General features: G+C 35.0%; 4 protein-coding genes and 1 pseudogene. 2 read left to right on the forward strand and 3 right to left on the reverse strand.

Annotated elements, in window-relative coordinates; translation table 11 throughout:
- Positions 1 to 36 precede the first annotated feature (36 nt).
- Positions 37 to 963, reverse strand: coding sequence for a PfkB family carbohydrate kinase (locus KQA_RS0214190; RefSeq protein WP_010182097.1), 927 nt, complete (start codon positions 961 to 963; stop codon positions 37 to 39).
- Positions 964 to 1,081: 118 nt separating this feature from the next.
- On the opposite strand from KQA_RS0214190, the pseudogene KQA_RS21050 reads away from it, so the two are divergent.
- Positions 1,082 to 1,253, forward strand: a pseudogene (locus KQA_RS21050) (IS982 family transposase); the annotation flags it as partial.
- Between the two features lie 184 nt (positions 1,254 to 1,437).
- Here KQA_RS21050 and KQA_RS20350 read toward each other — a convergent pair.
- Entirely contained in the window at positions 1,438 to 1,614 is a 177-nt protein-coding gene (locus KQA_RS20350) for a hypothetical protein (RefSeq protein ID WP_157366711.1), read from the reverse strand.
- 188 nt (positions 1,615 to 1,802) lie between these two features.
- The gene (locus KQA_RS0214200) at positions 1,803 to 5,864 is read right to left on the reverse strand and encodes a LamG-like jellyroll fold domain-containing protein (protein ID WP_198283127.1); all 4,062 of its coding nucleotides are present in this window, start codon (positions 5,862 to 5,864) and stop codon (positions 1,803 to 1,805) included.
- A gap of 275 nt (positions 5,865 to 6,139) precedes the next feature.
- Between KQA_RS0214200 and KQA_RS0214205 the strand changes: the two genes are divergently transcribed.
- On the forward strand, positions 6,140 to 7,456 hold the full coding sequence (locus KQA_RS0214205; RefSeq protein ID WP_010182099.1) for a sulfatase-like hydrolase/transferase: 1,317 nt from the start codon (positions 6,140 to 6,142) through the stop codon (positions 7,454 to 7,456).
- The last annotated feature ends 109 nt before the right edge of the window (positions 7,457 to 7,565 follow it).

Genomic DNA, 7,565 nt, shown 5'->3' on the forward strand with positions numbered 1-7,565 from the left:
TAACATTAGGTGTTAAAATATGTAATTCTCAATTTTTTAAGCTAATTCAATTTCAAATTGAGTTAACTCTTTAAATTGGCGCAAACGTTGATTTATCTCAGTTTTTGTTAATTCTTGCATACGTTCGGTTCCAAATTTTTCTACACAAAACGAAGCTAAATTTGACCCATGTATTATAGCCTTTTTCATACTTTCAAATGAAAAATCATTTACATTAGCTAAATACCCAGTAAATCCCCCTGCAAAAGTATCTCCAGCTCCTGTTGGATCGAAAACCTCTTCTAGCGGAAGCGCAGGTGCAAAAAACACTTGCTCCTTATGAAACAAAAAGGCTCCATGTTCTCCTTTTTTAATCACTACATATTTAGGACCCATTTTAGCAATGACACGTGCGGCCTTTACTAATGAATATTCGCCACTCAACTGTCGGGCTTCTTCATCGTTAATAGTAATTACATCAACTTCTGCAATGGTTTTCTTTAAGTCATCTAAAGCAACATCCATCCAAAAATTCATCGTATCCAATACTATTAATTTTGGTCGAACCTCCATTTGGTTTATTACAGATAACTGCACCAAAGGATGTAAATTCCCTAACATAACTACCTCAGCATTTTTAAAATCCTGTGGGACAACCGGAGTAAAATTTTCCAATACATTCAACTGGGTTTCCAACGTATCACGAGAATTCATATCATTATGATAACGACCACTCCAAAAGAAGGTTTTTCCTCCCTGAACTATTTCAAGAGACGAAATATTAATGTTTCGATCTTTTAGCATTTGGATGTCATTTTTTGGGAAATCGTCGCCAACAACTGATACTATTGCCATTGGAACACTAAAGTTAGACGCAGATAAGCCAATATAAGTGGCTGCGCCACCTAAAATCTTATCGGTCTTTCCAAACGGGGTTTCGATTGCATCGAAAGCCACCGTTCCTACAATAAGTAGTTTACTCATAAAAAGTGGAAGTAATTTTTTGCAAATATACGTTCTTTTTATAGAAATAACGGTTTGATAACCTATTTCTAAACTTGTTTATTAAAACCAAAAATATGTGTTAAGCCTATTGGCTGTTTCTAAGCTTTGCGATCAATTTATGATCAGAAGAAATTATGCTAAATCTTTCGAAGGGTTTTAAAACCCAATCTTATCTGAAATCATAGTAATGATCGTTATTCGATATGTTTGAATTCAATAGAAATACCAATAATCCCCTTATTAATTTATTAAACTATAGAACTCTTTAGAAACGAGTATCGCGGAGGCTTGTTTTGCTAATTTTCCCTACTCGTCCTAGAATCAATGACCACTAGAGCTGTTTAGCTATGGATTTCGATCTAGGATGTCAAAATATAATATAAAGGAAGTACAGCTATTTTTAATTTTAAGGCTAGTGTAAACTTTTTTTAGGACGAGCTAGGAAACTTTTAATTAAAAAATAACATCTATAAAATTTTGAAAAAATTCTAATACATCAGCAGGTAATATAGATGCAAGAGCTGTTTCTGGCTCAGGAATAAATTTATCTTTTTTCTTGTCTTTTGCAAAAGAAAATACAGATACCATTAAAAACAATACAGATAAAAATTTAGTTTTTGTCGCTTTCATATTATTGATTTTTAGTTTATTATAAAATTAAAATTATTTACCCTTATTCGATATAATAAAATGTTAAAAGCCCTAAATGACACTCATGTAATATTATTGACTAAAGACATATTCAAGTCGCATTTTTTGATTATTAGTTGCTTAGGGTTTTAAAACTAGAAGAAGGCAAAAGTAAAATGTACAATAGATTATTCTATTATCATTTTACCCGAATACATTTTATCCACTGTTTCTACCCAATACAAATACACTCCTAATTCAAATTGGATTAACAATACACTATTTTGGCCTACTTTTTCTTTAAGCAACTCTTTCCCAGAAATATCATATACTGTTATTTTGTAAGTCCCTTTTATATCTGGAAAGCTTAACTTTTTATCAACTACAAAAGGAATAGGCGTAGTTTCTTTTTTAACAGGTGCTCCTGTACTTAAGGTAACCTCATCTTGTGTAATGAAAAATTGACTAAATGAATCTATTGCTGATGTTTCGAAAACAACTTTTTGTGATGACGAATCAAATGATGTTCCCGTAGCAATTTCTGTTCCCCAATTCGCTATTTCATCATCGTTACTCATACGTTTAAACAATTTAAAATCCGCTGCATTATTAGCTAATGAAATGGCTCCAACGTTAAAAAATTCTATGGAGGATAATCCTGTAAAAGTTTTATTTGTTCCATAATTATTAATAATCCAATACGTCTCGGCAATACCATTGGTGAAATCATTTCCATGTGGCATTGTATTTAATTTTGAAATAACCACATCACCATTAGGTGTTGTTCCAGAACTAAAATCTAACTCTACTTTTGGCGAAGTAAAAGTTGCAATCCCATTGGCATTTATAGTCATTTTTTGAGAAACACCTTCGGCTACTGGCGCTGTAGAATCTGGCAATATTACCTCACCTGCAACTGTCATGTTTTTGGAATTAATAATATCATATACCTGCCCACTTAAAATATTATTGAACTGATAATAGGCCTTTAAATTTGGATCCGAGACATCTTTTAACAAATGCCTATTCAATCTAATTTCATCCGTTGTTAAGGCTTTATCCCAAATTGCCATTTCATCAATTAGACCAGCATAGTTCCTTGATTCCCATGCATTATACGATCCAATATACGCCTTTTTTAAATCCGTAGTATTGGAAGTATAATTCCGTACTGCTTTTTCTTCATTTAAATATAAAGTCACATTAGTAGGCGTGACCACGATAGCCACATAAGACCATTCATTTTCGGGTACTACTAAACCACTATCCCACCACCATTGGCTTCCATTCCAATGAAAACCTAATTGATTGTTATCTGGCCTAAAATTCAAACTACACACTTTTTCTTCACTATCCTGAGCCATAAAGATACACGCAAAACCTTTTTGAATGCCTACAGACGGTTTAATCCATGCCGTCATAGTAAAACCGCTCACATTATCAATATCAATATCTTGTCTGGACAAAAAGTTTCTTGACGTATTTACAACTTCCATAGCTCCTCCTGCTAAATTTTGACTTCCGCATAAATTTTCTTCATACTTAATCATTTCAGGAATTGTTTTAGTATCCGAAGCTCCTGAGCCATCAGTTACAGTAAGTGTTACATCATACTTCCCTTCGGCATCATAAAGCACTTTGGGATTTCGTACTGTAGTGGACGAAACATAAGATGCTCCTGGAAAATTCCACTCCCAGGACGCTCCTGTATGATGTAACACAGAATAGTCATCAAAATATACTGTATCCTTAACACAATATCGTTTTTCGGTATTTGCTAAAGGCTGAGCAATGGGCTTAAAGCTTTCGTACAAAGGTGTTTCTACGAACCCCCTATTAAAAGTAGCTCCTCGCATTTTTCCATCCCTATAAAAAGGCAATAACTTATTAAAAGTACGTCGTGTTGGCAAGCCTTCACCATAAGCAACCCAATCGGTCATATTTGTATTCCTATAATACACCTCATTATAAGTAACCGCATACACTCCACCATCCGTTCCATTCTGAATAATTAAATGACGCACACTCCTATCTAAAGTAGTTGTGGTTAAATTTTCCCATGTAACACCACCATCTAATGACTTAAACACTTTATTTGGATTATCCCAATCATTGGAAAATGAAATATAAACTTCATTTTTATCATCTTCGGCTACCTGAATAATTACGTATTGGTGATTTGCTCCTGTAGGCTTTATAATTTCGTTCCATGTAGCTCCAGCATCGGTAGATTTCCATAACATAATTCCACGATTTGGTTCATTGGGTATGCGCTGCGATACATATATATAATTAGGATCATCTCGTGGGACTTCAATACTTTGCACCAACTGCTCTACATCTGTTCCAAAAGCTTTAAGTAACGTATAACTAATTCCTCCATCTTCTGTTTTCCATAACTTATTATCTTTTCCTAAATAGTGTACATCTGTATATCTTGGATCATTAACAATCTCACTCCGTTTCCTAAAATCACTTTGATGTTGATTTGGATACATCGCCAAATTGATCGTAGCTTCTTTTACCTCTCCTGTTAATTCTTGAGGCACCACAACATCACTAATATCACTAAACATACTCACCCTACTATCGGCACTAACATAGCCTGTAGGAGCCTCACCACCTCCAAGACCTATAAATTTACCATTAGTAAAACTAGGCCTATAAGCCCCATTTCCATTATGATAACGCCCTCCAACTATTACATCTTCGTTCCAACCTTGTCCAAATCCCCAATTTTCGGTAGCATTAATTCCATCTACTTTAACACCCAAAAAGTTAAAATCCTTGTCATATAAATTCAGACCACCATCGGAAGCCACCCAAACATCATTCCCATTAATTTCAATTTCCTGTATATCGGGATGCTGCCTATTTTCTGGACAATCACCATTACAAATGTATCCTCCCCAGGCATCAAAAGTGGTCGCACCATCATTGGAACGAAACATACTAAGCATTCCCACTAACAATAAATCGGGATCATCATCGGACACACCAATACTTGCATTATAAAAACCTTGATCATAATTCCCCCCTCCAGTTAATGAATTTCCGAAACCAAAGCAAGACAAACACCAATCGGTATCACTATAAGGACCTCCTGGATCATTATCCGCCATTCCATCATTATCCCCATCATAAGGTAACGTCCAAGTTTCGCCGGCATCATCGCTACGATAAATTCCTAAAAAATTCACATCAGTAGCATAATTTTCATCACTTCCTAAAAGGAGTACATACAACCGATTAGGATCTGCTGCTGTCACTGCAATTCGAGCACCTTGATTCCCTACCGTCTGGACCCCAGTAGGTGAAAACCAACCCGAAGTTTTAGCCGTAAAACTTACGCCATCATCAATGGATTTCCATACCTCGGTTACATTAGTTACTGTATTGGTTTTTGATACAAACACTACACTAGCCTCGTTTGTTTTTCGTTGAATATCCCAACATTTATCTGCAACTATTTGTGTCCAAGTCACACCGGCATTAATGGAGCGGTAAATCCCTTTACCTCCTGCTGTTAAAATAGCATTACTATCATTCGGATTAATGGAAATAGCTGTAATACGCAAACCATTTACAGCATGAATTTCGTTCCAAGTTCCTCCTTGATCTATTGATTTATACAAGCTATTCCCTTGAGAAAAATACAAAACCTTATCATCATTAGGATCAATAGTTACAGCTCCAATGCCATTACCTACACCTAGTTCATCAGCCGTTACCGTCCAATCTTCTCCTTTATTTGTCGAAATAAAAACTGCACCAGTTTCCGTTCCAACAATCATCATATTCGGATTGGACCTACTCTGTTCTATAGTATAAATATTAACCTGCCGATCTCTTTTGGTAATTCCACCTCGATCATAGGTTTCAAAAGGACCAATAAAAGTCCAATTCGCTGATAATTTGGAAGAATTTACCACTTTAGCCGCACTTTTTTTCTGCGCTAGCTTATTCTTTTTTTTCAATTCAATTTTTGGCGCCTCCAAAGTACCATCTTCTTTTAAATATCCTTCCGAAAACACATACCGCATAAAATGTTTGTAGTTTTGGACATGTGTTGTTTTTTTATAAGGATGTGTATTGTAATATTCAGTGTAAGCTTGCTCAATACTATTTACATTAGGCTCACTACTATACATCAATTTTGCCCATTCAGGCGTATCAACATCAATAGTAGGAATACTCTTAAATAATTCTGGATACTTTGGCTCAGGAACTAAAATTCCTTGTGAATTCAATAAATTTGATACAAAAAATAATAAAAAAACCGAAAAAAAAGAACTCCTAAGCATATCCACACATTGTTAATTATTTAATAATCAAATAATTATATTTATGTAATTTACAACATTATCATCAAATTATTAACACTTAATCGACTAAAACAGCTTTATAACTGATAAAAATTTTGAATCGACAATTAACCCTTTTGCGCACTTCTATGTCTAACTTGTGTAAATTAAAGGGAAAATCAGATCCTTTTTTCTAGATATTTTGTTAAAAAACTGACACCATGAAAAGCATTTTTTATACTATTTCAGTATTATTTTATATACTATTATTTAGTAATTGTAGTAGTGATGACACTTCTCCAACAGGAATAAATCAACCCCAAAACACCCCTGTAGAACAGCCCAATATTCTACTCATAATTGCCGATGACATGGGACTTGATGCCACTCCGGGTTACCCTATTGGAACCACAAAACCCAACATGAAGACTTTACAAAATCTAATAACCAACGGCATTACATTTACCAACGTATGGTCAAACCCCACATGCACTCCAACCCGATCTGGAATACTTACCGGAAAATATGGTTTTAAAACAGGAGTAATTAAAGTTGGAGATCAACTTCCTGTCAGCGAAGTATCAATTCAAAAATATATTGATCAAAATACCAATGCTACTTACAGCTCAGCCGTGGTAGGAAAATGGCATTTATCAAATGACCCAAGCCACCCCAACCAAATGGGTATTGATTATTACTCAGGCGGCTTATCTGGATCATTATCATCATATATCGATTGGTGTTTAACCACTAATGGAACAACCGATAATAATACAGCATATACAACCAGTAAATACACAGACTTAGCTATTAACTGGATCAGCAACCAAACACAACCTTGGTTTTTATGGTTGGCTCACAATGCTCCACACACCCCCTTTCATGTCCCTCCAAATAATTTACATTCACAAGGAAATCTAACCGATGATCAAGCGAGTATTGATGCCAATCCACTCCCTTATTATATGGCTTCCTTAGAGGCTATGGATACCGAAATTGGCCGACTATTAGCATCTATGCCATCCCAAACACGTAACAATACCATCATTATTTTTGTGGGCGATAATGGCACACCTAGCCAAGTTGTACAGGAGTATAATAGCCAAAGGGCTAAAGGCTCATTATTTCAAGGAGGAATCAATGTCCCTATGATTATTTCGGGAGCTAATGTCACTCGAAAAAACGAAACCGAAAATGCGCTCATTAATACTACCGATTTATTTGCCACAATTGCTACTATAGCTGGCGCCAATACTCCTCAAATTAATAATAGTTTTAGTTTCCAAAATCTCTTAAGCAATTCTGAGTCCACTACTCGAAATTACATATACTCCGAAACCACAACCGATAAAACTATTCGGAACACTAGCCATAAATACATTCAATTTGCCGATGGCTCCGAAGCATTATATGATTTAAGCACTAATCCCCTTGAAAAACCTAATCTTTTAAGTCCCAATCAACTTCCATTAAATGAGACCAATTCAAAAATTAAGGACGAACTCATTACCGCTTTAAACAACATTATAAACAATTAATACGATTTACTAACAAAAATTTCGCATATATGCTGTTTCTTTTTCACAATTCTTGCGTTAAAAAAAACAACCGTAGCTAAGGCTATGCTTGATTTTTTTGCCTTAGACT

The organism is Aquimarina agarilytica ZC1 (genome assembly GCF_000255455.1).
Lineage (GTDB): Bacteria > Bacteroidota > Bacteroidia > Flavobacteriales > Flavobacteriaceae > Aquimarina > Aquimarina agarilytica.

Coding starts and splice junctions, on each gene's coding strand:
- KQA_RS0214190 (WP_010182097.1), bottom strand. CDS start 963: ATGAGTAAACTACTTATTGTAGGAACGGTGGCTTTCGATGCAATCGAA.
- KQA_RS20350 (WP_157366711.1), bottom strand. CDS start 1,614: ATGAAAGCGACAAAAACTAAATTTTTATCTGTATTGTTTTTAATGGTA.
- KQA_RS0214205 (WP_010182099.1), top strand. CDS start 6,140: ATGAAAAGCATTTTTTATACTATTTCAGTATTATTTTATATACTATTA.